We start from the raw sequence: 25,862 nt of genomic DNA, 5'->3' as shown, positions 1-25,862 counted from the left end.
CACTACTTTTTTAGTCCTGCACGAAACTTCTTATAATCTTTCGCCGTATCTTCCACCGCTTCTACCATCGGCACGTGACCCACTTCCGACATCATGATGACCTGTGCTTGTGGCATCAGCTCGCTCATTATTTTAGCAGTCTCAGGTTTTATGACCTTGTCCTCTTCTCCCCAAACGATTAGCGTCGGGATGTTGTATTGAGCGACCACTTTGGCGCGTGCCTCTACATTGTCTTCGATGATCTGCTTGAGTATCTTAGTATTTAGCGCCCGATTGGCGATGCTTTCTTGTGCAAAGACCGCTTGCACGCTTTTGGGAACATAAGGCGGCTTGTACATGACCGTCTTATACATCGCAAAATACTCTTCAGTGTTGTCAATCAATAACGGGCTATTATCAAGGTCTGATGCTTTGAACTCTCGTTGCGTCTCGGCTGACCAAAATCCGCCACTGTCCAATAACCATAGGCTTTTGACACTATTAGGATACATCGCTGCATAGGCGACACTGATAGCACCGCCCATCGAGTTGCCCCCGACGTGAATAGCGGATGCCAACCCTTTGGCTTGTAGTAGTTCGTGCAGGCGCTTTGCTTGAGCATCTGCGCGGTAGTCTCCCTCTGATGGCTTGCTAGAGTTACCAAAACCTAGTAAATCAGGGACAATCAGATGATAATCTCCTAATTTATCGGCGATACGGGTAAAGTTGTCTTTATTACCACCAAAACCATGAATCAATAATAAAGGCTCGCCAGCTAAGTTGCCGCCCTCTAAATAAGTCATCTGCTCGCCAGATGCCAGCGTCATAGCTTTGGTCTCAAGGTCTGATTTATTGCGCTCATACTGTACGATCTTTTGGGTCGTGGCGACGGTAAAACTATTGGGCGTCGTACATCCCACGACAGAAAGAGTCAGTAGAGCAGCTAAACTCGTGCGCAGTAATGTCATTGAAACATCCTCGTTTATGGTTGGCAAAACATCTTGAATACTTAATCTTAGCATAAGCCCATTTATGGCAAATTGGTTTATGATTACGCGCAAGTCAATGTTTTTACGACAACGAGGATATTAAGGTATCTACTTTATTCAATCGACAATGTTCTATGCAATTGATAGTGTTTTAAATAAGCGAGTGGAGGAAATGCGTTAGTCTTCGCCCAGCAAGAATGCTACCGCCGCTGCCGCATGAATGGCAGTGGTATCAAAGACTGGTATCGGGCTATCGGCTTTTTTGATAAGTAAGCCAATCTCAGTACAGCCTAATATCACGCCTTCTGCCCCTTGTGCGGCTAAATCTTTAATGACTTGGCTATAATACTGGCGTGAGCTGTCTTTAAATTGACCGACGCATAGCTCTTTTTTGATAATTCGATGTACTTCTGCGCGCTCATCACTCTCTGGTATCAACACTTGCAAACCTGCATCGATTAAACGCTGTTTATAAAAATCTTGGGTCATCGTAAACTGCGTACCTAATAATGCGATTTTAGTTAGCTTCTGCTTTTTGATAGCGTCAGTCGTCGCATCAGCAATATGAATCACGGGTACACTGGTCACGGCTTGCACGTCATCGATCAATTTGTGCATCGTATTAGAAGCAATCATTATCCCGTCTACGTCAGCGGCTTGTAGACGCTGAGCACTACTGGCCATTATTACACCCAGCTCAGCCCATTCATCTTGCTCTTGGAGCTCATTAATGGGCCCAAAGTCTACGCTATGTATGAGCAAATCTGCTGAATGTAATCCGCCCAGCTTATCCTTTATCCCTTCATTAATCAGACGATAATAGCTTTCGGTACTCTCCCAACTCATACCACCGATGATCCCTAAGGTTTTTTGTTGAGAGTGTCGTTGCTTTTGAGCGGTCATTTTACTGCCTTATTTATGTGTGGTGATCGATTTTATCTTAGCAAAAACAGCATACTAAAGCCTGCTAATTTTTAAAAAAATGCTTTCTTAAGATAAACATTAGGGTCGTTAAGATATGGCGAACTTTGAGATGAGTAATAACGATTTTACCCGCTCGATTTCACAGAGTATGATAAACGCTGATAGCCAACTGCTTTGTCAGTTATGATCATTGATCATCTAAAAATTATATACATAATATATGCCAGCATCATAGGCTGAACATCGCGATAACCATGTAGGACAACCGAATACTATGGCCAACTTTCCCACTATTAGAATACGCACGCGCCGTAAGTACTACCGACTTATCTTTACGGGTTTGATGGCGATGATGATGTCGCTCATTATCTCGACGGCATTGATATTGGTCAAAGTAGGCTTTATAGATGGTTTCTTTATGGAGCTACTGCACTCGTGGGGACTGGCCTTTGTTTTTGCGTGGCCAAGCGCTTATATCTGTGCCTACCTAGTGCAAGAGCATGTATTGAGTAAAATTGAGTTTTATTAAGTTAAACGAGCAAGATGAATTTTAAACTTAAGTCCACCCCTACCATATAAAAACAGCTAAGATAAGCCACACCGTTTTTATATAGAGGGCGCTATGACTCAATCAAGGCGTACAATCGAGCAGTTGCTCAACCAAGGTACACTTCCTACAGAAAAGGCAGATACCGCAGCCCTACTTTTAGACGTTTATCCCAGTAAGCGCACATGGCTGCAATTTTTTGATAAAGCGCTTTTGATTGTCGGTGGGATAGCGTTGGTACTTTCGCTGGTTTTCTTTATCGCCTATAACTGGCTATACATGGGTAAATTAGCCAAGTTCGCCTTAGTCGAAGGCGCTTTGGCCATTACTATCGCGCTTTATGTAGCACTGTCTTTTCGTCAGCGCTTTGCCTTTATTCGGCAGTTGTTATTGCTCATCGCTAGTATTATTACGGGTAGTTTATTGGCGCTATTTGGGCAGGTGTATCAGACTGGTGCGGATACATGGCAGCTATTCTTTGGTTGGGCAGTATTAATCTTGCCGTGGGTCATCATCGCCCGTTTCCCTGCGCTGTGGCTGCTGTGGCTTGGGCTGATTAATACTGTCACTTTGTTTTATATCGATACGTCATTGTTTTTTGGCATAGATTATTATTACCAAGACTTTTGGCAATTCACCTTAATCACAGTTATTAATGTTATCGCTTTTTATTTATGGCTGATCTGCTTTGAAGACAAACGTGATTCAGGGCTTTCTAATTTAAAGCCATCTAATTTAAAGCCATCTAATTTAAAGCCATCTAATTTAAAGACGTCTAATTTAAGCCTTTCTAGCGTTACTACTGACATTGCTATCAATAGCAAATTCAATTCTTCAACTACTCTCCATACTGCCGCCAAATCCAGCCTACATTGGAGTACCTATGTCGTCGGTCTACTCAGTACGTATACCATCACTTATCTGACGATAAGCACTTTTTTTGATAATAAAAATATTCTGCTGTTCTTAGTCGCGGTTTCCTTGTGGCTAGGTTGGTGTGTGTTTATGCATTGGCGGTTCCGCAAGCGTACGACTGATTTGCTGATATTAACTTACTTGTCAGGCTCAGTGATTGCGGTTGTTGTCTTTATTTTAGGCAAAGCACTGCTGAGTGATTTTGACGCTGGCGGTTTCTTATTGTTAGGGCTGGTACTGATCGGTATGAGCTCCTATGCCGTCGTCTGGCTACGCAAAGTTGCGCGTCTTAAAAACGAGAACAATGTGCCCCATACCACCGTTAAAGGGGAGCAATTATGACTAATGATATGAACGATGAGCAACGTCGTAGCCTTTTGCTATTACAGCAGCACGGGTTTATTAACGAGCAAAATGGGAACGATAGCTTGTTAAACCAAACTGAATCTGAAGAGCATACCCCTTGGTTTATCAACATCCTTTTTGGTCTTAGTGGGATATTTGCCAGTTTATTATTCATTGGATTTTTGACGTTAATATTATTTGAGACTGAGATTTTTGACAGTATCATTGGGGTATTGGTTACTGGCGGCATATTGAGCGCTATTGGCTGGTCTTTATTTTATAATGCCCATTTACGTCATAGCCCATTCTGGAACAGCTTAGCCTTTGCGATTACTATCGCTGGTCAAGGTTATATCGCCTTTGCCTTATTGACTAATGAGATTGAACAGCCCGTAAATGTAATCATCCTATTACTTATACAGCTGTTTATGACCATCGTCATGCCCAATTTTATTTACCGCCTATTAAGCGCTATGGTAGCGCTGGGCTGTGTAATCTATCTACTCAACTTCTATCACCTGCCGGAGTTAAGCTTAGGGCTACTGGCGCTTATGACTGCCGTTGCCAACTTACAACGCTATTCAATATTACAGCGAATCCCTATTAAATGGCGGCTGGCGGCCTTTGATATTAGCAAAGCGCTCTCCTACGCCAGCGCTTTGATGTTGCTCAGCATTTCGGTCTACTTTATCGCCGCTGAATATGGAGGCGGCTTTGATAGCCTTGATAATTATGGCGACACCTTTAGCTATAATTACTACCTCGCACAAGGTTTACTGACGCTCGCCAGCCTTTATGCTGCTTTGCTTATCCTTAAGCGCTATCAAGTCAAACTGCTATCAGCGGCAGGATTCATCATTGTTTTCGCCATCGCTATATTGGGCGTTATGTCGATTTATGTCTCAGGATTGCTGACGACTAGCCTTATCATCGTCATCGCGGTTGCCAACAGTCAGCGCGTGCTATTAGGGCTCGGCATTGCGGCATTAGTCGGCTATATCTTTTGGTATTACTATCAGCTCGATACCTCTTTATTGGTCAAATCCGCCTCTATGCTAAGCATCGGTATCGGCTTACTACTGATGCGTTGGTTACTCATAAAACGTTATTGTGCGATTAGCAAAGAAAGTGGCGAAGCACGGACAGTGGCTAACGAGAAGGAGCACTTGTCATGAATAAAAAAAATGATTCATTGCTAGGGCAAAAGTCTGTAGCCAAGCCGCTACCATGGTGGCAAAAGCGTACATTCACCATCGGCGTTGCGCTACTGGGTTTGATAACAATATTAGCCATAATGACCATTAATGTCGCAAAGTTTGAGACCCATTTGGCTACTGGCGATACCGTGCTATTAGAGCTTGCGCCCATTGATCCGCGCGGCTTTATGCAAGGCGATTATATGACCTTAAGCTATGCGTTAGAGCGTGATGTGTTTGACCAACTAAACGAGAGGCTTCCAGAAAACGAATACTATATTGATGCTAGTGAAGGCTACGTCATCGTCACTTTAGATGAAAATAACGTCGGTAAATTTAGCCGTTTAGTCGATGCTAAGCCGGACAATGTAGCATCGAATGAAATGGCGCTTCATTATCGCGTGCGCAATAACAAATTGAAGCTGGCGACCAACGCTTTCTTCTTTCAAAAAGGTCACGCCGAAGCGTTTGAGATGGCAGAGTATGGATTGTTTCGCGTGAATGATAAGGGCGAGCCGCTACTCACAGATATGGTTGATGGAACATTTAAAATGATTGAGCCTGAAGTTAAGAGTGTTGAAAATAAGGCAATACAAAATAATCCTCAAGGTTAGGGTGTGTTGAACATTCAAATAAGAGTAACCGACAACATCACTTAACCAAAGTAATATTGAGGTACTTAAGCATCCCTTGTTACTGTAGATCTTGGCTTATGACTAGGGCGCATCCTCATTTTTAATATGAAGACATGCCCTAGCAGCCATGACCAATCCCTATACATAATCAAAAAAACATAGTTGATTCAACATAATTTGGATACAAGAAAGGCGAGTGAAAGTACTACAAGTATTAGACTAAGCGAGCCTGACGCTGTATCTGATTTATATAGGATTGACTACACTCAAAAATAAATAAAGGAATACCTTATGCGTAGTGCAACTTATAACGAATTTGGCAAACCAACAGAAGTCCTCAGTTTAGGCGACAGTCCTACTCCAGAACCCAAAGCCAATGAGGTACGTGTCAAAACCACCCTCGCCTCCATTCACAACCATGACCTGCTCACTATTCGCGGTCAGTACGGCTTCAAGCCAGAATTGCCAGCGATTGGTGGCTCTGAAGCAGTTGGTATCATCGATGCGGTTGGCAGTGAAGTCAAAGGCTTAAAAGTCGGACAGCGTGTGGCAGCGGCGAGCGTACAAGCGACGTGGGCGGAATACTTCGTAGCGTCAGCCGATATGATATTTCCTGTACCCGACAGTCTGAACGATGAGATGGCCGCGCAACTTATCGCGATGCCGCTCAGCGCTCTGATGATGATTGAATTCCTAGAATTACAACCGGGTCAATGGGTCATCCATAACGCTGCTAATGGCGCGGTCGGCAAGTCGCTTGCGATGCTGGCAGCGGCGCGCGGTATCAAAACCATTAACGTGGTGCGCAGCAGTGACGCAATAAAAGAATTGGAAGCGTTGGGGATCAAAAACAATATCAATACCTCAGACGAAGACTGGCAGGATCAAGTCCGTCATATCGTCGGTGATGAAGCCATCAGTGCAGCGGTTGATTCCGTCGGCGGTGAGAACAGTGGCGAGCTATTATCCTTGCTAGGTCATTATGGTACTTTGGCCTCTTTTGGTCTGATGTCAGGTAAGCCTATGGCCATCAATCCTACCGATATGATTTTTAAACAAGCCATAATGAAAGGCTTCTGGGGCAGCAAACTCAGCCAAGAGATGAGCGTGAAGCATAAGCAGCGTCTAGTAAATGAGCTCATTGAACGGGCGGTCGATGGCAAATTAAAGCTACCGGTCGAAGCCACTTTTGATTTGGCAGATATCACCAAAGCGGTCGATGGCGAATTGCAGTCAGGCAAAAAAGGTAAAGTACTGCTAAAACCTTAAACTGTCGTTAACTTGTCATTTAGCCAGCCTTACTTTTATTGATAATGGCAGCGTTCTTTACAGTGAGAGCGCTGCCATTTTTTATGACAGTTTTTTATAGCTTACCGCTTATAACTTACCTAGTAGTATATTGATAAACAGCGGGCAACGTTCATTTACCAAAGTCAGGTTGCGGGTATCAAGCCCTACTTGTTAAGGTTGATGAGTGATTAATCACCATCATTTAAAGATTAATAATTAACGATAGCTATCTAACAATAAAAAAGGATATAAGTATGCGCAGCGTAACCTACAACGAATTTGGCAAACCGTCAGACGTACTAACGATCACTGACAGCCCAATGCCAGTGCCAAAAGAAAACGAAGTCCGTATCAAGACTATTTTATCCTCCATACATAACCACGACCTCATCACTATCCAAGGCCAATATGGCACCAAGCCAAAACTGCCCGCTCTTGCTGGTAGCGAAGCCGTGGGTACTATTGATGCTATCGGCACTAGCGTCAAAGGTATGCAAGCGGGTCAACGTGTGGTGGTCACCGGTGTCGAAGGCACATGGGCCGAGTACTTCACCGCGCCTGCCAGCAGCGTCATCCCTATACCGGACGCCATCGATGATGAAATGGCCGCGCAGCTTATTGCCATGCCGATGAGCGCCTTGATGCTCATTGAGTTTTTAGAACTAGAAAAAGGTCAATGGGTCATTCAAAACGCCGCCAATGGCGCAGTTGGTGAATCGCTTGCGATGTTGGCAGCTGAGCGCGGTATCAATACCATCAACGTCGTGCGTAGTAAAGAGTCAGCAAACGAGCTGACCGAGATTGGTATCACCGAAAACAACGTGGTGAGCGATGATGACGACTGGAAAGATCAAGTCCGTCAACTTATCGGCGATGCAAAAATAAGCGGTGCGGTCGACTCTGTCGGCGGTCAGTCTGGTGGTGACTTACTAAGCTTGCTCGGTCATGGTGGCATCATAGCAGCAGTGGGTGCGATGTCTGGTCAGCCACTCGCGCTCAATCCGACTCATCTAATCTTTAAACAAGCGACACTCAAAGGATTTTGGGGCGGTGCATTAATGCAAAAGATGGATGCAGATAATAAAAGCCGTTTAATAAAAGAGCTTATCGAGCGCGCCGCTAGCGGTAAATTAAAGCTACCAACAGGCGGCATCTATACGTTGGATAATATTAAAGAAGCGGTATCTGGCAAGGTGCAATCTGGCAAAAAAGGCAAAGTATTGTTAAAACCATAAGCTACTCGTTTAAGAGATTCGTTTAAAGTACATTTAATACAAAAGCAATAAAATAGGAATAGTATCATGTCTAATAATAAAACCTTTAAAGCCTTAGTCGTCCAAGAAACCAGCGACGGTGAATTTAAAAAAAGCATCCAAACCCGTAACGTCAGCGATTTACCTGAGAACGATCTGTTGATCGAAGTCCATTACTCTTCGTTGAATTTCAAAGATGCGATGTCAGCATCAGGTAATAAAAGAATCACTAAAAACTATCCGCACACACCTGGTATCGATGCGGCAGGCGTCGTGGTCAGTGATAAGTCTGGCACATTTAAAGAGGGGCAAGAAGTCGTGGTCTTTGGCTATGATCTCGGCATGAATACCGATGGTGGCTTGGGGCAGATGATTTCTATCCCTGCCGATTGGGCGCTCCCCTGCCCGTCGTCGCTGACATTAAAAGAAGCGATGATTTACGGTACGGGCGGCCTAACCGCAGCATTAAGTGTGCAAAAGTTAGAAAAAATGGGCGCAAAACCAAGCGATGGCCCAGTCGCTGTCACAGGCGCAACGGGCGGCGTGGGCAGCATCAGTATCGCGATATTGAAGCAGTTGGGCTACGAGGTCATTGCATTCTCAGGTAAGCCAGAGCAAAGCGAGCATTTAAAAACATTGGGCGCGAGCGAAGTGCGTCATCGCGATACCATCAATGAAATCGGTAGCAAACCTATTGGTCGTGAACTGTGGGCGAACGCTATCGATACCATAGGCGGCGATTACTTAGCAAACTTGCTCAAGCAAACCAAAGCGGGCGGCGCAGTGACTAGCTGTGGTTTAGCAGGTGGCGCTGAGTTTTCGATGACGGTCATGCCGTTTATCACTCGTGCAGTATCCCTACTCGGTATCGATTCGGTCTATATTCCACTGGCGGATAAAAAAGCCGTTTGGGAGCGTGTTTCATCCGATATGAAACTGCCTGATCTCGAAAAGTATGCTGAAGAGATCACGCTTGAGCAAACACCTGAATACTTAGATCGCTTTATGGCGAGCAAGACGGTTGGGCGTTATGTGGTGAATGTGCGGGGTTAGGGTTTTGACTTAGCAGTCAAGCATTATAAAAAAGGCAGCATCTCTTTTGAGGTGCTGCCTTTTTTACCTAAACAAAATAATTCTGTCTTTTCAATTTTCAGATAAGGTGAAGTTGCCCAATCTTACCTGTAGTATAGTAAGAACTAATCTATAGGACAATAAGAAAATTCTATTATTTAAATTGAGAAATGACTGCTTAACAGCCAATGACACACCAAGCGGTATCGAAAGCATTAGTAATGGTTTCGATACCGCTTGTATTTTGAAAGCATTAGGAAAAAAATAAATTTTTCTGCCTAAAATATCTACTTTGGGAAATAGATTAAGCAGAATAGCTTGAAAGTTAAATTTTTCTTTCAAATTCTAGACAAATCATTCTCTTCAAAGCTTTATTAGCAACTTATAAGAAACTAGTCAAATTATAAAAAGACAGAAGGAAAACACAATGATTAAAGAGTTTATACAGAAAAACGGAGAAAAGCTAAAGTTAACAAAAGCTGCCATCGTTCATATTACGCAGGGAAATTTTTCGATTAGACCAGTTAGAAATCAGGATAACATGACCGTGATAAGCGGAGGATTACATACTTATGACGCTTGGATTGAATTCAGGAAAAAGCACTCCAATAAATTAGAACATTTACATTTTTTCAATAGCAATAAGCATCAATACTGGTATTACGCTAGAGAGCTAGGAAATGGAGTTATCACGCTAAAAATACCTAGGGAGTTATTTACTGGGAAAGCTGCAAGGATAACCATGTATCCTGATGAATACTATAAATCTGGCTTTCTCTGGAAGACATTATTCCCAAAAGGTTATGACGAAGTTAAAATTGTAAGCTTAATAGGAGAAACTTTAGAAAATGAAGATGAAGGACAAACACAACCAGGACAAATTATTGGGTATATAAACAATGGTGATCCTCTACTCAAAATTAAGGTAGTAATACAACACCATGGAAATGAAATAAAATCAGTATTTCCTGCCTGGACACAGCCCAACTCAGGGAATAATGGAAAACCGTACAGTTACTATGAAAACATTGGTTTTGTAATCGCACAGTCAACAGAGTACTTTGATGATAAAGAAAAGCTTGATACTAGTGCAGTTTATAATTTTTCTGAACAATATATCACTGCTGAAGAACTCCATCTTTACACTCCTCTTATTTTTGCAACCCGAAAAATACCGACTATCGGTGAATCTCCAAATGAGAGAGATAAAAAAAGAAAAGAAGAGTTAGAGTCTTATACTATATCCGAAAAAGAAAATGATATTATCTTCAATTACCTAAACGACTTTACTCTAGTGAAATTCTACCCTGAGCTATTATTTGGTGTGTACAAAAACGCTAGCCATATACTTTCCGAGGACCAATCTTTTTTCAACACTTTTCAAATTGTGCAGAACTTTGTCGATGGATTAAATTATCTACACCTTACCGACCAAAAAAAGAGGCTGATAGAGACTATTACTTTCATGCTAAACAACATGGTCTCATACACCATGCTTGACTTATTGTCCAAAAAAAGAATTACTTCAACGATGATTCAAATTGTTGAAGCTGCAAACATACCAGAGCTTTCTCATAAATTCCTTATTTCACTTTCTACTTCTCCAGTGCGGCGAGAAGCTTACCTAGAATATAATCTAGACTCCCTAAGCAAAAAGAAATTGAATGAAAAACTCCCGTTAGAAGATTTTCCTGATGAGCTACACATTATCATGAATCCTAGCTTAGATATGAGCATAGAACGAGAAGATTTTATTGAGATATTAAAGGAGTTACTAGGTGAAACTTATACTTTAAGTTTTAAAGATGATGAATTAAACTCTTTTATAGATGACTTGATAACGAACCAATCAGAAAATTACGACATATTAGTTAAAGATAACCTCACTCAATTGACACCAAATAGTTTTTTATCCTTGTCTACCTCTATTGGTACTATTTTAGACTCTGCTTCGAAATATAATAATGGAAATACAGAACAGTTAATAACTTGTGTCGGGTTGATCCTTAGAGATTACTGTAAGATTCAATTCGCTCATAGACAAAGAATTAATGTTAGATATTTTAAGTATCACAATTTCACGAAAGATTTTTATTTACCTATAGATTATGATTTATTGTTTGGAATTGTTCTTAAGCATGAACGCTTAATCAACTTTATCAAACTAGGTGAGCTTACCAAGAGCATTATTGAATTCGCAAAAAATATCTCAAGCAAAAAGCTTGAAAAAGACGCAAATAAGTTTATGGAAAAAATTGGAAAAGAAAGACCACCATTACCTGAGAGATATCAATAGAAATAAAGTCTTCGTTAGCATGCATTTGACTAAGTTCTGATGGCTGTTTATTATTAGATTTTCAAAGTTTTTCAGCTTGAGCCAGAAAATAATGAAGCACTGTTTCGTTCGAGTGCAAGGGAAGTTGCGTTTTAGCCTCGATTGCAACGGATATCCTTGTTTGACCACTAGATTGCAGCGACTTAGCCTGCCGTGGTCTCGCGGTAGCAGGAACACGGCGGGCTTTAGTCGCAGCTCTAGTGGGCAGACAAGATAGTAGCGGAAAGCGAGATTAGCTCCGAAAACTCTAAAGCAAAAAAAAACACCCAACCAAGTTGAGTGTTTTATATCATGCCAGCTAGATATTACTAAGTAAAAAGTGAAAACCGCTACTCTATCCAATACCAATTAGGCGCAAGTAGGTAAGTTATACCGCCCGAAAGTAATATAAGTAAGAGAGTAACACCGATTGAACCAATCCACGACGTGCCACCTTGCTTGGCTAATTGTTCATTAATTACAGCCGAATCTGCATGAGTGTCCGTAATCTTCGTGATTTTTTTAACACTGTGTTTAAGATAAAAGTAATTACCTGAAACGCCTGCTAGGCCAGCCCATGCTCCTATAAAAACAGACTGCCCTAACATATTATATTTTTCCATGCCCAACAAATACATTAGAGTTAGATCAACGACTGTTATACCAAGTATGATTAAAAAGGCGGCTAGATACATTTTTCGATAGCAAAACCAAAAAGAGCCCAAGAAAAAACCAGCTAGATTGAAACTTTGGAAATTAATTTTTTTATTATCAGCACTTAAAGTAGGTTTATGATTTTTAAACCATTTATTACGGTAGAAATCATCATACTTTTTACCAACGAAGGCTGCTAATAAACTATCAGCTGTCTGAGAGTCAGATGATGGTGTGTTTTGCATGCTTTGCGCATCTTTAGAAATATTGACCGCTGTTAACGGTGGTGGTGTTTGTCCTTGAATGTCAGACAGATTGTGTCCACAGTTTAAACACAAAACCGCTTCATTTGAGTTTTCTTGACCACAGTTATTACAAAGCATCTTATCCCTTAGTTTTACTGAACAGTTTGTAGTTTTATCTCAACTTCAATGATAAATAAAACCGATTAAAGTCGACCATATTATAGACAATAAAGACAAATGTTCAATAAAAAACTGGGGTATTTGCAACTATCTGATGATTTTGAGCAATAAAAAACACCCAACCAAGTTGAGTGTTTTTTCATTGACGACAAGCTGTATATCAATTCAAAAAATCTGAGTTGAAAAGCTATTTAGATAAGTTTACGTAGTCTAAGATGGTAACAAGGCAACCGAGCGCAGATAGTACGTGTTTGTACATCTAGCGAGGTTAACACCGTTACCGTTTAGAATACTTAAATGATTTATTCCCACTCAATCGTCGCAGGCGGCTTACTCGACACATCATAAGTCACACGTGATACTTCAGCGATTTCATTCATAATGCGATTCGATACCGTCTCGATCAAATCATATGGCAAATGCGCAAAGCGCGCGGTCATAAAGTCTACGGTTTCAACGGCACGTAACGCAATCACCCACGCATAGCGGCGGCCATCGCCGACCACACCGACCGATTTGATCGGTTGGAATACGGCAAATGCTTGTGCCGTTTTGTCATACCAGCCTGATTTTTCTAGCTCTGCCATGAATATCGCATCGGCTTGACGCAAGATATCAGCATATTCTTTGGTGACTTCACCAAGGATACGCACGCCCAAACCTGGACCAGGGAACGGATGGCGATAGACCATTTTTGCTGGTAGACCCAAAGTAATACCGAGTTTACGCACTTCATCTTTAAACAAATCACGTAACGGCTCAATCAGCTTAAACGCCAAGTCATCTGGCAAACCGCCAACGTTATGATGGCTCTTAATGACGTGTGCTTTGCCTTGATGCGACTTGGCAGATTCGATGACGTCAGGATAAATCGTTCCCTGCGCCAAGAACTCAACGACTTTACCATCGCTCTGCTCGCTGACTTGACGCGCACTCTCAGCAAATACGTCGATGAAAGTTTTGCCGATGATTTTGCGTTTCTTCTCTGGATCAGACTCGCCTGCCAATGCGTTTAAGAATAAATCTTCTGCATCAACACGAATGACTTTCACGCCCATGTTTTCTGCAAAGATTTGCATGACTTGGTCGCCTTCGTTTAAACGAAGTAAGCCGTTGTCTACAAATACGCAGGTAAGCTGATCGCCAATGGCTTTGTGCAGTAACGCTGCTACCACTGAGCTATCAACACCGCCTGACAGACCTAGCAATACTTGCTTGTCACCGATTTGCTCTTTTAACTGTGCGATACGCATCTCAGCGATGTTGTCTGGTGTCCAATCGCCTGCGCACTCACATATTTCATGAACGAAACGACCCAATAGCGCCTGACCTTGTAAAGTATGCGTCACTTCTGGATGGAACTGTAGACCGTAGTATTGCTTGTCATCATTGGCCATAATCGCAATTGGGCAACTTGGTGTGCTGGCCACAATATCGAAGCCTTCAGGGACTTCAATCACTTTATCGCCATGACTCATCCAAACATTGAGCGTGCCAGCCGCATCTTCGATACCATCGATCAAGGTAGAAGTGCCATTGATGTTGATCGTCGCTGCGCCAAACTCATGGATATCACTGGCATGAACCTGCCCGCCGAAACGATCTGCCATCGCTTGCATACCGTAGCAAATACCCAGTACTGGTACGCCCAAATCAAACACCGCATCGTTGATACGCGGGCTATTCTCTGCGTGTACGCTCTCAGGGCCACCCGATAGGATGACGCCTTTGGCACCAAAATCAGTAATGCGCTGAGTGTCGATATCAAAAGGTAGCATCTCACAAAACACCCCAGAATCGCGCACACGGCGGGCGATAAGCTGGCTGTACTGCGAGCCAAAATCGAGGATAAGAATGCGATCTTGCTTGATAGTCGGTATTGCAGAAGTGGCAGCGGCAGTGGTCATAAATCGATGTCCATCAATAAATAAATTGGTGGCCTATTTTAACAAGTTTACGCCCTCTATTGGCTATTAGATGCGTAATTGTTCGCGATTATTGATGGTTATCGATAATTATTAGTAGATATTGATGATTATTCGCCAAAGACGATAATTTTTTATTATACAAATGACGAGTACCTATAAAATTTTTGTTTATATTGTGATATGCTCGAATGATAAGCAATTTGGCTTTAATGCGATAGATTTAGTATCGTTAGCTCACACTCATTACCAGACATTGAGCGGTCGCTAAATTGCGCCTAATTATTAACAGCAGATCTCAATCCAAACCTAAATAAAAGTGATAGTCGGTTCAAGATAATTTGGATACAAGGAAGACGAGTGAAGTGTCTACAGGATAGTAGACTGAGCGCGCCTGACCTCGCATCCGATTTATATAGGATTTGACTATATAATAAATCGAAAGGCTAACTCTCTATGAGCAAAATCAAATCTCTTATCCGTAAAAGTCCTGAATCTGACCAGTCTGCACCTATCGCCGTAAATTCTGATAATAAAAATATCGATAACATCAGTGTAGATAGCGTCTCAAAAGATAATACCTCCTTAAATACCCCCATCGAGCAAACGCGCTGGAATGGTTGGGGCAATGTCAGTATCAATAAAAAAGTCTCGCCACATGGCGCAAAATTGATCAAATCACACATCGGCAAAACCAATAAGCTAAAATCTGTGAGCTTGCAACAAGTGCTCAAAACTGTGCCCAAATCGCGCTTACCTACCGCCCTTACCGATCTTGATACGGTATCTATCGATAGTGAAGTTAGACTCAGACATGCGCGTGGGCAAAGCTTCCCCGATTGGATCGCTATGCACGGTGGCGACTTTGAAGTCTTCCCTGATGGTGTCGCTTTCCCTGAATCGACTGATGATGTCGAGCAATTACTTAAATTAGCCCAAGAGCATGATCTTATCGTCATTCCTTTTGGCGGCGGTACGTCAGTCGTCGGTCATATTAATCCACAAAAAGGCTCGCGCCCCGTATTGACCGTCGCTATGAGCAAGATGGATCAGCTGATTGACTTGGATAATGAGAGTCAAATCGCGACTTTTGGTGCGGGTACGCAAGGGCCTGCGGTTGAGGCACAATTGGACGAGCACGGTTACCGTCTAGGACATTATCCGCAGTCTTGGGAGCTGTCAACCCTTGGCGGTTGGATCGCCGCGCGCTCTAGTGGTCAGCAGTCGTTGGGCTACGGGCGTATCGAGCAGATGTTTGCGGGCGGAACACTTGTCACTCCACAAGGTGTGTTAAATATCGCTGATATTCCGGCGTCATCGGCAGGGCCTGATTTGCGTGAGATGATGATGGGCACCGAAGGTCGTGCTGGCATCTTTACGACAGTCAAAATGCGCGTACAGTCACAACCAGAAGAAGAGCTATTCAAAGTTGCTTTTTTACCCAATTGGGCAGCAGGTAAAGCCGTATTAAAACAAGCGGTGCAAAGTAACATTCGCCTGTCTATGCTACGTCTAAGTAATGCGGTCGAGACCGATGCGCACTTGCATCTGGGCACTACACCGAGTCAATTCTTGGCTATTAGCACTTATCTAAAAGCGCGCGGACTCAGCTCAGATAAAGTCATGCTGACTTATGGCGTCTCAGGTGACAAAGCACAGAATAAATTGGCACTTACCCAGTTTAAAAAACTACTAAAGCAGCACGGTAGTGTCACTGGTAAGCTGACCGATATCATGGGCAATATCTGGGCACACGGGCGTTTTAAATTTCCTTATCTCCGTGGTACGTTGTGGGAAAAAGGCATCATGGTCGATACCTTTGAGACCGCGACCAACTGGATTAATATCGATGAGCAAATGGCGCAGATGCAGGAGGCGGTGAAAAATTCGCTAGCAGATGAAGGCGAGCAAGTCATGGCCTTTACTCATATCTCGCACGTTTATAAACAAGGTGCCAGTCTTTATACCACTTACTTCTTTAGAGCGGCAAAAGATCACGCTGCGACTTTAAAACGCTGGCAAAAAATCAAACATGCCGCCAGTGTTAGTTTGGCTAATGGTACAGCCACGATATCGCATCAGCATGGCGTTGGTCGTGATCACGCCCCTTATCTTGGCGCTGAAAAAGGCGCGCTTGGCCTACAAGTCACCAGCGATATGATCAAAAGCTTAGATCCTGAACAACGTATGAATCCGGGCGTTTTACTTGAAGAGTGATTGCTTAAAAAGAGGAACGATAAGTGCTATAGCAATATTTTTTACGCAGCCTCTGTCTGGCGAAGCGCACAGCACGCAGCACGCAGCACGCAAGAAAAAATCATTGCTGTCGCACACCGTAATCATGACGCTTTTTTGTTTAAAATTGCCTATGTCATATCAATGGATAACTAAGATGAATCATCTATGAACCAAACCACACAACGTGAGCAAGCCCTAGCGCCCCTATCTCGATCACAGATTTGGGATATGCTTATTATTGGCGGCGGTATTACCGGTGCTGGGATTGCCCGCGAAGCAGCGCGGCGCGGCTTGGCGGTATTACTTATCGAACAAAAAGACTTTGCTTGGGGCACGTCCAGCCGCTCTAGTAAAATGGTACATGGTGGGCTGCGCTATATTGCCTCGGGCGACTATAAAACGACTTTGCTTAGCGTGCGTGAACGTGAGCGCATGCTGAGTGAAGCTGGCGGCTTGGTCAACGAGATGCATTTCGTTATGCCGCATTATAAAGGCAAGTTTCCACCGCCTTGGATATTTAATACTTTGCTTCGCGTCTACGATAAACTGGCAGGCAAGCGCTATTTTACCTACTTTAAAAAGGACGCTTTTTTGCGTCTAAATCCTCATATCAAGCAAACGAATTTTTTGGGTGCCAGTCAGTTTAGTGATGCCGTGACCGATGACTCGCGACTCGTGATGCGCGTGCTGGACGAAGCGATATATGACGGTGCGCAGGCGATTAACTACTTAAAAGCTGAGACGTTACTCACTAATGAGCAAGGATTGGTGGTAGGGGCAGCGCTAAAAGATACCGCTGATTCAGATTCTATAGCTAACAATGCTCAAACTTATAACGTTCATGCCAAAGTCGTGGTCAGTGCGACGGGCGCTTGGGCAGATACGCTACGGATGCAAGCAAGCCAACAAACCGAGCAAACCTTTAATAAGCAAATTCGTCCGTCTCGCGGCAGTCATTTGGTGGTCAGCCAAGAGCGCTTACCGCTTACGCAAGCTTATACTTTTTTGCACCCTGTCGATAAAAGAGCAGTTTTTGTCTTCCCTTGGGAGAACCGCACCGTCCTTGGTACCACCGATTTGGATCATCCGCCGTTAAGCGATGAAGAGGTCGGCATCACCAGCGAAGAGGTGGATTATCTATTGACTGCGACCAATGATCTCTTTGATGACGTCAACCTAAACCGAGAGGATGTGATCAGCACTTGGGCAGGCGTGCGGCCGCTGATATCAGAAGGCGGCGATGGTAAGCGCGTCAGTCCGAGCAAAGAAAAGCGCGACCATAGCGTGTGGCTAGATAACAACCTAGTGACCGTCAGTGGTGGTAAGCTCACGACCTTTCGCCTCATTGCGCTTGATGTCCTTAAAAAGTGTCAAGAAGTGCTCGCCCTTGATGAGTCAGTTATTCAAAACAATAACCTAGACAGCGATCAAGTTTTTAGCAATCAAATCCCAACCAATCCTAAATTTGCGACCTTGCCAAAACCTTTACAACAGCGCTTACAAGGGTTTTATGGTCTACAGCTCGATAGGTTACTTGAACTCGCCCATGACGAAGACTTAGCTTACGTCACCGATAGCAATACCATTTGGGCGGAGATTCGCTTTGCCGCGCATTATGAGCAAGTGATTCATTTAGATGACTTACTATTGCGGCGCACGCGCTTAGGTTTGATACTACCGCATGGCGCGATGACGCCATTGATTAGCGCCAGATTGAAGCCAATCTGCCAAGAGGAGCTGGGCTGGGATGAGCAAAGGTGGCAGCAAGAAGCAGAGCGTTATCAACAATTATGGCAGCGTTATTATCATCTGCCTGCGGCTTAATATTCTCAATTAACTTAACATTCGAAGTCAGTGCTACTGGAATACCTGCTTTTAAAACAAAAGTTACGCAGCCTCTGTCAGCGCCAAAGCAGATAAGACACAGCACGCAAGGAAAGTTTATTTCAGTAGCACGTTTTGACATTTACGATTATCACCACATAGTTAAGGACAACTATGACCACTCCTGATGACCCGATTTATTTCTTAGCTATCGATAACGGCACCCAAAGCGTCAGAGCACTTATCTTTGATCAATTCGGCACTGAGATCGCCAAAGCCCGTGTGCCTATCGAGCCGTATTTCTCTAAGCAGCCCAACTATGCCGAGCAACATGCCGACTATTATTGGCAAAAGCTCAGCGAGGCCTGCCAGCAATTATGGCAAAGCTGCGATGTCACCCCAGCACAAATCGCTGGTGTCAGTCTCGCGACCCAGCGCTATACGATGATATGCTTGGATAAGAATAAACAGCCGCTGCGCCCTGCTATCGTATGGATGGATTTGCGCCGCGCTGAGACCAATGATATTGGTTTCCTAAGCCCATTGACCAAAATCATCGGCATGGGCGAGCTAGTCTCCGAGGCGCAGCAAAAAGCGCGCTGTAATTGGCTCGCGCAAAACGAGCCTGAAATCTGGGCGAAGACTGCGCACTATGTCAATCTCTCCGCCTACCTCACCTATCAGCTCACAGGCGAACTCGCTGATTCGACAGGCCATTCGGTTGGCTACCTGCCTTATAACTTTAAAGCACAAAAGTGGCTAAAACCCGCAGATCTCAAATGGCGATTATTCAGTTGTACCCCTGATCAAATGCCCAAAATTATCTCGCCCGGTCAAAAGCTCGGTCAAATCAGCGCCGCCGCCGCCGAGGCCACAGGTATTCTACAGGGCACACCGATGATTGCTGCCGCCAGCGATAAAGCCTGCGAAGCTCTAGGGGCAGCGGGTCTCGCTACTGACACTGCCTGCTTAAGCTTTGGTACCACTGCCACTATTAACACCATCTCTACCGATTACGTCGAAGTCCTCAAGCACATGCCCGCCTACACCGCCGCCGCGCCAAACTATTACAACCATGAGTATATGATCTATCGTGGCTTTTGGATGGTCAGCTGGTTTAAAGAGCAGTTTGCTCACTACGAGGAGCAGCTGGCGCAGACTCAGGGTATCGATACCGAAAAACTCCTCGACCAAGCGGTCAAAGACATTCCGGCAGGGTCTATGGGTCTGATGATGCAGCCGTATTGGTCGCCTGGTGTTCGTCATCCGGGGCTTGAGGGCAAAGGCGCGCTCATTGGCTTCGGCGATGTACACACGCGAGCGCACGTTTACCGCGCTATCTTAGAAGGGTTGGCTTACGAGCTCAAGCTTGGTTTTGATACCATTGAGAAGCGCACGGGAAAGCCCATCAAACACTTGCGCGTCTCTGGCGGCGGCTCCCAAAGTGACTCAGCCATGCAGCTCACAGCAGATATTTTTGGCATGCCTGCCTACCGACCGCATACTTATGAAGCCTCAGGCTTAGGTGCTGCCATCAACTGTGCGGTAGGTCTTGGCGTTTATCCTGACCATTTAACCGCGACACAAGCGATGACCCATTTGGGCGATGAATTCTTACCCATTGATGCGAATGTCCAGCTGTACAAGCGCTTGTATAATGAAGTCTATTTAAAGATGTACGAGCGCTTACAGCCCTTGTATCATAGTATTCAAGACATCACCGGCTACCCTGCCAAATAAGATAAAACGTCTGCGCCAGCCTAACCTTAATATTGATTAGGAGTGATGGCTTGCGTTGCTGTTTAACTGTCATGATTATTTAAGGCTGTATAAATACGGTTCAAGCCTTCTATCAACACCGCTTGAGGACAGGCCACGTTAATGCGCATTTTAAGGTGTCCCTCATTACCATATTTGACACCAGAATTTAGCTCAACCTTAGCGTCTCTAAGCGTGTCATAAAGCGCCTGATCACCCTCGCCGTACGCCGAGCAATCGAGCCAAATCAAATAAGACGCCTCTGGGCGCATCACCTTAATCTTAGGTAGATGCCCTTCTAAAAAGTGAATCGTTAATTCGATATTGGACTCGATATAACCAAGCGCCTGCTCAAGCCACTCACCGCCCTGTTCATAAGCACTACGCATAGCCGCATAAGCAAATAGATTCAGCTCATACTCGTCATTTAATTGCTGCTGTTGGCTGATTTTTTTGATTAATGACTCATCTTTAGCAAATATCAGCGAGCCTTTGATACCGGCGATATTAAAAGTTTTGGTCATAGAGGTAAGACTTACCACGTTGTGCTCATAATCTTTTGCTAGCGTCAAAAAAGGCGTGAATGTGTGACCTTGTAAGGTTAAATCTTGATGAATCTCATCGCTGACAATCGCCACATTATATTTTTTGCAAATAGACAGCAGCGCTTCTAGCTCCTCTCTCGACCACACGCGTCCGCCCGGATTGTGTGGATTGCACAGTAAATAAAGCTTAACCTTGTACTCAACTATCTTGGCTTCGATATCAGCCAAATCCAAGCGATATTTGCCCTCAATCTCTTTTAATGCAGAGGTCACCAGCTTGCGACCGTTTTGCTCCACCTTAGTCATAAAGGGTGTATAAATGGGATCATTGACCAATACCGCATCCCCTACTTCAGTAAATACGCTCATCATCAGTGCGAGGCTTGGCACGACACCGGGTGAGAACAAAATATGCTGCTCATCCAACCACAAATCATAACGACTACCATGCCAGTCAATAATCGATTTATACAAAGCCGCAGTGGGTTTGGTATAGCCCAATATGCCATGCTGCGCAATTTTCTCAATCGCGTTTAATATCGGCTGGGCAGCCTTAAAGTCCATATCCGCCACCCACAGTGGAATCGTGTCATCGGTATAGTGCCATTTGACTGACCCCGTATCACGCCTATCGATTATCTCATCAAAGTTATATAGCACTGACATTCTCCTAACAGATAGTGGTCACTTATTATAGTCTAGATAATGGCGTTGTATTTACTGTTTGAATGATTAGGACACGCCCTAGCAGTCTTAGCCTCTTTCAACCGTAATTATCTATTCATCGGCTTAAACGACCTTTGAGTAAATAATGCTAACAATAATTAAATTTTTATCAAATATTAATGTTACATTTATATTGCGAATTCTGAATAGTATCTAGGGCGTATGATCAATTAACACATGGATACATTTAGTGGTCTTAAAATGGCTAAATTTTGCCAAACATCGTCAGAAACCTTGTCAATATGTTCATATTTACGGCAATTTCTTTCTTGTTTGGCTTCAATTTTCCTCAGTTTAAGCCTCACAATCTAAATGATGACACGCCCTAGTCGTTTACGTCAGAGTACGCTGATATGACGAGCGTTAAGATAGACATTGACCTCTACCAACCAATTAGCCCCGAGGGCTTTTAAAAAAGGATATAGCATTATGAAAACGGATTTTCTACCATGCTCAGCACTAAAAATTAGTGCACTTACCCTAGCCATTGCCGCTGCTTCTTTGAGTACTTCCGCTGTGATGGCAGCTGAATGTCAATTAGGCAGTGGGGGCACAGGAGGCGCAACCAGCTTTGGGACAGATGCCCTAGCTTGTGGCCCGAACACCAGCGCCTTTGCCGACAACGCCACCGCAGTGGGTCAAAATGCGTTTGCGTCGGATGAAAACGCTGTGGCGATCGGTAACACCGCCTTTGCCTCTTTTGAAAATGCTACCGCTATTGGTACGAACTCACAAGCTAACGGTGTCGATGCTGTAGCACTTGGCGGTGGTGTATCTGAAAATGGCTCGCGCGCAGGTGCGCAGGCATTAGGCAACTCGACGACTGCCATTGGTGGCGAAAGCTTAGCGAACACCCCAGGTGCAACCGCTTTGGGTTGGCAGGCAGAAGCTTCTGGGGATATGGCTACCGCAGTCGGTCATCAAACTACCGCATCAGGCGACCAAAGTTTTGCTGGCGCTGAAGATGCCGTGGCTTCAGGTACTAATGCGGTTGCGATAGGCAACACTGCCGTTGCTTCAGGCGATGACGGCGTGGCGATCGGCGGTGATAGAAGTGGTGTACGTCAGACGACTGCTTCTGGTACTTCTTCTACTGCTGTCGGTGCGCAGGCGCAAGCCACTCAAGCGGGTACTACTGCTGTAGGTTGGCAATCAACCGCTAGTGCCGAACGCGCGCAAGCATTCGGTCATTTAGCCAATGCAAGCGGTGTACGCTCTACGGCAGTCGGTGAAGCCGCTGCCGCTAGTTCAGATAATGCTATCGCTATCGGTAACAAGTCAGTAGCCTCAGGCCTTGACGGCGTGGCGATTGGTGGGGACAGAAGTGGTTTACGTCAGACGACTGCTTCGGGTACTTCTTCTACTGCTGTCGGTGCGCAGGCGCAAGCCACTCAAGCGGGTACTACTGCTGTGGGTTGGCAATCAACCGCTAGTGCCGAACGCGCGCAAGCATTTGGTCACTTAGCCAATGCCAGCGGCGTACGCTCTACGGCAGTTGGTGAGGCAGCCGCTGCTCAAGGCGAAGCGTCAGTAGCGCTGGGTAATAAATCCGTGGCAGGTGGCACCAACGATACCGTCGCCATCGGTAACGCGGCAAACGCAGGTATGAACTCAGCCACTGCCGTCGGTGGTCAAGCCAATGCAGCAGGATTAGGCTCCACCTCTATCGGTTGGCAGTCAAAAGCCACGGCTGAACGTGCACAAGCATTTGGTCACTTAGCCAATGCTAGCGGCGTACGCTCTACTGCTGTCGGTGAAGCAGCTACCGCAGCTGGTGCTAATGATACTGTCGCCATCGGTAACAAAGCCAATGCTGGCATGAACTCAGCCACCGCAGTCGGTGGTCAAGCCAATGCTGCAGGATTGGGTTCTACCTCTATCGGTTGGCAGTCAAAAGCCACGGCCGAACGCGCGCAAGCATTCGGTCACTTAGCCAATGCCAGCGGCCTGCGTTCAACTGCGGTTGGTGAAGCGGCCAGCGCTGAGTCAGACAACGCCATCGCTATCGGTAACAACTCAGTCGCTTCGGGTCTTGATGGCGTGGCCATTGGCGGCGATAGAAGTGGTGTACGTCAGACGACTGCTTCTGGCACTTCTTCAACCGCCGTCGGTGCGCAAGCGCAAGCCACTCAAGCAGGGTCTACCGCAGTAGGTTGGCAATCAACCGCAAGCGCCGAACGCGCACAAGCTTTCGGTCACTTAGCATCAGCAACAGGGGTACGCTCTACGGCAGTAGGCGAAGCGGCAGCAGCTCAAGGTGATTCTTCTGTAGCAGTGGGTAATAAATCTAGTGCTAGCGGCGCAAATGCTATCGCTATCGGTAATGGTGCAACAGCGGCAAGCGACAACCAAATCGTCTTAGGTAATGCCGGTCAATTACAAGCCAGTACAGGATCACAGTCAGGCGCAACCAACATAGTCACTACCGATGCCAATGGCACGTTAGGCGCTAGCGTCTCTGTCAACTCTTTGGCTACCGCAAACCAGCTAGCCAACACGGATGCTCAAGTCGCCAACTTAGGCACAGCCTCAGTTAGCAATGCGAGACAAATTAACGATTTGCGCAACGAGTACAACCGTCAAGAAGATCGCTTAGATGAAGCGGAAGACGGTATCGCAATGGCGCTAGCGCTCGAGACACCAGTCATTCCTTCAGGCAAACGCTATGCCATGACCATTGGCACAGGCTATTACAATAGTGGCTCAGCACTGAGTACCTCATTTGCTGGGCGCGTGAATGACAGCATGACGATCTCAGCGGGTGCAGGATTTGGTCTTGATACTGGAAAAGTCGGGGCACGTGGCGGGGTAACCTTCGCTTGGTAAATGGTGCAAAAGTACCGACTCAACCAATCGCTATTTAACTCAATAAAACCTCGCAATTGCGGGGTTTCTTGCGGTATGTCTATTTTACTTATTACTGCACCTACTCTTTAATCACACCAACCAGCCTTTTGGGCTTTTAAAAAGGATTTACTCATGAAAATGGACTTTCTACTACAATCAACACTAAAAATTAGTGCGCTTACCCTAGCCATTGCCGCGACCTCTGCATGCACTGCTATGGCAACAGGCGCTGAGGCTCAGCCTGTTACTGCAAACGCTCAAATGATGGCAAACGCTAACTCTACTGCCATTACTTTAGGCAATAGTGCTATGTCTAGCGGCACTAACGACACAGTTGCTATCGGTAATATGGCCAATGCAGGTCTGAACTCAGCAACCGCTGTCGGTGGTCAAGCCAATGCCGCAGGCCTAGGCTCAACCTCTATCGGTTGGCAGTCAAAAGCCACTGCCGAACGCGCGCAAGCCTTTGGTCACTTAGCCAATGCTAGCGGTGTTCGCTCTACCGCTGTTGGTGAAGCCGCCATGGCTGGTGGCACTAATGACACCGTCGCTGTCGGTAATAAAGCCAATGCAGGTCTGAACTCAGCAACCGCTGTCGGTGGTCAAGCCAATGCCGCAGGCCTAGGCTCAACCTCTATCGGTTGGCAGTCAAAAGCCACTGCCGAACGCGCACAAGCCTTTGGTCACTTAGCCAATGCTAGCGGTGTTCGCTCTACCGCAGTCGGTGAAGCCGCTATGGCTGGTGGCACCAATGACACCGTCGCTATCGGTAATAAAGCCAATGCAGGTCTGAATTCCGCAACTGCTGTCGGCGGCGAAGCCAATGCCGCAGGTCTAGGCTCAACGTCTATCGGTTGGCAGTCAAAAGCCACCGCTGAACGCGCGCAAGCGTTTGGTCATATAGCCAATGCTAGTGGCGTACGCTCTACGGCAGTGGGTGAAGCGGCAGCCGCACAAGGTGCAAACTCGGTCGCTCTAGGCAATAAATCTATGGCAGGCGGCATGAACAGCATCGCTATCGGTAACGGGGCAATGGCGGCTAAAAACAACCAAGTCGTCTTAGGTAATGCCGGACAAGTGCAGTCCAGTACCGCATCACAGTCAGGTACGGTCAGAATCGTCACTATCGATGACAATGGCACGTTAGGCACTATGATGGTTGACTACTATAAGTCGGCTAAATAATTATAATTGAGTGGTTAATACTGACGCTGGTGTAGTTATAGTCAGTCATACTAGATAAAACAAAAAACCTCGCGATTGCGAGGTTTTTTTGGTTGGTATGTTTGGTTTGCTTGATGGTGTTTTGAAGTGCCGCTTTAGATTTCGTGGTTATTAGAGTTATTATAAAGTTGGAGCCAATCCTGCCATTCGCTATTATCTGCTTGGATAGCCTTAAGAAACTCCCATTTAAGAGAGTTTCTCTTGCAAGCCTAAAATTGCACTGCAATTTTTTTACGGC

18 protein-coding genes are annotated in these 25,862 nt (G+C 45.1%); 13 read left to right on the top strand and 5 right to left on the bottom strand.

All coding sequences use genetic code 11. The features are described 5' to 3' along the window. Nucleotides 1-2: 2 nt before the first annotated feature. Both ACMFL8_RS00140 and ACMFL8_RS00135 read right to left on the bottom strand, forming a co-directional pair. Entirely contained in the window at nt 3-947 is a 945-nt protein-coding gene (locus ACMFL8_RS00140; protein ID WP_413189749.1) for an alpha/beta fold hydrolase, read from the bottom strand. Nucleotides 948-1,145: 198 nt separating this feature from the next. Then, on the bottom strand, nt 1,146-1,871 hold the full coding sequence (locus ACMFL8_RS00135; RefSeq protein ID WP_413189748.1) for an aspartate/glutamate racemase family protein: 726 nt from the start codon (nt 1,869-1,871) through the stop codon (nt 1,146-1,148). Between the two features lie 295 nt (nt 1,872-2,166). On the opposite strand from ACMFL8_RS00135, the gene ACMFL8_RS00130 reads away from it, so the two are divergent. The 8 genes from ACMFL8_RS00130 (at nt 2,167) to ACMFL8_RS00095 (ending at nt 11,440) form a co-directional block, all read left to right on the top strand. After that, a complete protein-coding gene (locus ACMFL8_RS00130) occupies nt 2,167-2,421 on the top strand; it encodes a DUF2798 domain-containing protein (RefSeq protein WP_010197607.1) in 255 nt (84 codons plus the stop codon). 93 nt (nt 2,422-2,514) lie between these two features. Beyond that, on the top strand, nt 2,515-3,696 hold the full coding sequence (locus ACMFL8_RS00125) for a DUF2157 domain-containing protein (protein ID WP_413189747.1): 1,182 nt from the start codon (nt 2,515-2,517) through the stop codon (nt 3,694-3,696). Further along, nucleotides 3,693-4,874, top strand: coding sequence for a DUF4401 domain-containing protein (locus ACMFL8_RS00120; protein ID WP_413189746.1), 1,182 nt, complete (start codon nt 3,693-3,695; stop codon nt 4,872-4,874). Before ACMFL8_RS00125 ends, ACMFL8_RS00120 begins: the two co-directional genes overlap by 4 nt. After that, the gene (locus ACMFL8_RS00115; protein WP_413189745.1) at nt 4,871-5,509 is read left to right on the top strand and encodes a GDYXXLXY domain-containing protein; all 639 of its coding nucleotides are present in this window, start codon (nt 4,871-4,873) and stop codon (nt 5,507-5,509) included. The genes ACMFL8_RS00120 and ACMFL8_RS00115 overlap by 4 nt, the downstream gene beginning before the upstream one ends. Before the next feature lie 312 nt (nt 5,510-5,821). Further along, nucleotides 5,822-6,799: a zinc-binding dehydrogenase gene (locus tag ACMFL8_RS00110; protein WP_210540981.1), complete on the top strand. Its 978-nt coding sequence runs from the start codon at nt 5,822-5,824 to the stop codon at nt 6,797-6,799. 275 nt (nt 6,800-7,074) lie between these two features. Beyond that, nucleotides 7,075-8,055 (top strand): zinc-binding dehydrogenase, encoded by a 981-nt coding sequence (locus tag ACMFL8_RS00105; protein WP_413189744.1) that lies wholly within the window; start codon nt 7,075-7,077, stop codon nt 8,053-8,055. A gap of 66 nt (nt 8,056-8,121) precedes the next feature. Next, the gene (locus ACMFL8_RS00100; RefSeq protein ID WP_413189743.1) at nt 8,122-9,126 is read left to right on the top strand and encodes a YhdH/YhfP family quinone oxidoreductase; all 1,005 of its coding nucleotides are present in this window, start codon (nt 8,122-8,124) and stop codon (nt 9,124-9,126) included. 445 nt (nt 9,127-9,571) lie between these two features. Further along, nucleotides 9,572-11,440 (top strand): hypothetical protein, encoded by a 1,869-nt coding sequence (locus tag ACMFL8_RS00095; RefSeq protein ID WP_240216388.1) that lies wholly within the window; start codon nt 9,572-9,574, stop codon nt 11,438-11,440. A 368-nt stretch (nt 11,441-11,808) separates the two neighbouring features. Here ACMFL8_RS00095 and ACMFL8_RS00090 read toward each other — a convergent pair whose 3' ends face one another. Further along, on the bottom strand, nt 11,809-12,495 hold the full coding sequence (locus tag ACMFL8_RS00090) for a DUF2628 domain-containing protein (RefSeq protein WP_240216389.1): 687 nt from the start codon (nt 12,493-12,495) through the stop codon (nt 11,809-11,811). Nucleotides 12,496-12,839: 344 nt separating this feature from the next. Next, nucleotides 12,840-14,444 carry a glutamine-hydrolyzing GMP synthase gene (guaA, locus tag ACMFL8_RS00085; protein WP_413189742.1) on the bottom strand — a complete coding sequence of 535 codons (1,605 nt, stop codon included), beginning with the start codon at nt 14,442-14,444 and terminating at the stop codon, nt 12,840-12,842. Between the two features lie 474 nt (nt 14,445-14,918). Here guaA and ACMFL8_RS00080 point away from each other — a divergent pair, with 474 nt between their 5' ends. The 3 genes from ACMFL8_RS00080 to ACMFL8_RS00070 all read left to right on the top strand — a co-directional run bounded on the left by ACMFL8_RS00080 (nt 14,919) and on the right by ACMFL8_RS00070 (nt 20,264). Continuing rightward, complete coding sequence (locus ACMFL8_RS00080; RefSeq protein ID WP_413189741.1) at nt 14,919-16,679, top strand: FAD-binding oxidoreductase; 1,761 nt, start codon at nt 14,919-14,921, stop codon at nt 16,677-16,679. Nucleotides 16,680-16,865: 186 nt separating this feature from the next. Continuing rightward, complete coding sequence (locus ACMFL8_RS00075) at nt 16,866-18,524, top strand: glycerol-3-phosphate dehydrogenase/oxidase (protein ID WP_413189740.1); 1,659 nt, start codon at nt 16,866-16,868, stop codon at nt 18,522-18,524. A 174-nt stretch (nt 18,525-18,698) separates the two neighbouring features. Next, nucleotides 18,699-20,264, top strand: coding sequence for an FGGY-family carbohydrate kinase (locus ACMFL8_RS00070; protein ID WP_413189739.1), 1,566 nt, complete (start codon nt 18,699-18,701; stop codon nt 20,262-20,264). 62 nt (nt 20,265-20,326) lie between these two features. Here the strand turns inward: ACMFL8_RS00070 and ACMFL8_RS00065 are convergent, their stop codons facing one another. Continuing rightward, nucleotides 20,327-21,493: a MalY/PatB family protein gene (locus tag ACMFL8_RS00065; RefSeq protein ID WP_413189738.1), complete on the bottom strand. Its 1,167-nt coding sequence runs from the start codon at nt 21,491-21,493 to the stop codon at nt 20,327-20,329. Nucleotides 21,494-21,982: 489 nt separating this feature from the next. Between ACMFL8_RS00065 and ACMFL8_RS00060 the strand changes: the two genes are divergently transcribed. Both ACMFL8_RS00060 and ACMFL8_RS00055 read left to right on the top strand, forming a co-directional pair. Beyond that, nucleotides 21,983-24,379, top strand: coding sequence for a hypothetical protein (locus tag ACMFL8_RS00060; protein ID WP_413189737.1), 2,397 nt, complete (start codon nt 21,983-21,985; stop codon nt 24,377-24,379). 153 nt (nt 24,380-24,532) lie between these two features. Then, nucleotides 24,533-25,585, top strand: coding sequence for a hypothetical protein (locus ACMFL8_RS00055; RefSeq protein WP_413189736.1), 1,053 nt, complete (start codon nt 24,533-24,535; stop codon nt 25,583-25,585). Nucleotides 25,586-25,862: the final 277 nt, after the last annotated feature.

It is taken from the genome of Psychrobacter sp. AT9, assembly GCF_047272965.1.
GTDB classification, from domain to species: domain Bacteria; phylum Pseudomonadota; class Gammaproteobacteria; order Pseudomonadales; family Moraxellaceae; genus Psychrobacter; species Psychrobacter glaciei.
This window is presented reverse-complemented; position numbering and strand designations above follow the sequence as displayed.